The following is a 417-nucleotide window of genomic DNA, read 5'->3' as shown; positions in this document are numbered from 1 at the left end:
ACCCCAGAGAAGCAGGTTGAACACCTTATAGCACACCGCCCAGAACAGCAGCGCCGCCAGCAGCCGGGGAAAGTTTTTCGTATACAGCTTCCGCAGCGTCAGCTCCCGGTCCGGCCGCAGCAGCAGTGCACCGCTGGCCATCAGGAACAGCGGCACCGCCGCCCGGGACACACTGCCCCAGAACAAGCAGGCAAACCACGTCCCGGACCCCACCTCTGCACCGCCCAGCCCGCCGGCACTGACATGGATCAGCAGCACCCCGAAGATGGCCGCTGTTTTCACCAGATCCACGGCCCGGTCCCGCCCGGGCGCAGCCCTGCGCAGCGAGGGATCCACCTCTTTTACTCGCATCATCGTATTCCCCTCTCTCTTCTCCATCGCTTCACTTCCGCCGTCCCTGTGCAATCTGCGGCAGGT

General features: G+C 64.5%; 1 protein-coding gene. It reads right to left on the bottom strand.

The features are described 5' to 3' along the window. Window positions 1-354: acyltransferase family protein (locus QZL67_RS07320; protein ID WP_292920076.1), on the bottom strand; the 354-nt coding region annotated here is incomplete at its 3' end. Between the last annotated feature and the right edge of the window lie 63 nt (window positions 355-417).

It is taken from the genome of Oscillibacter sp. CAG:155, from assembly GCA_000436875.1.
Taxonomy (GTDB): Bacteria; Bacillota; Clostridia; order Oscillospirales; family Oscillospiraceae; genus Oscillibacter.
Note: the sequence above shows the minus strand (reverse complement) of the source record. Positions and strands in the feature narration are given on the sequence as shown.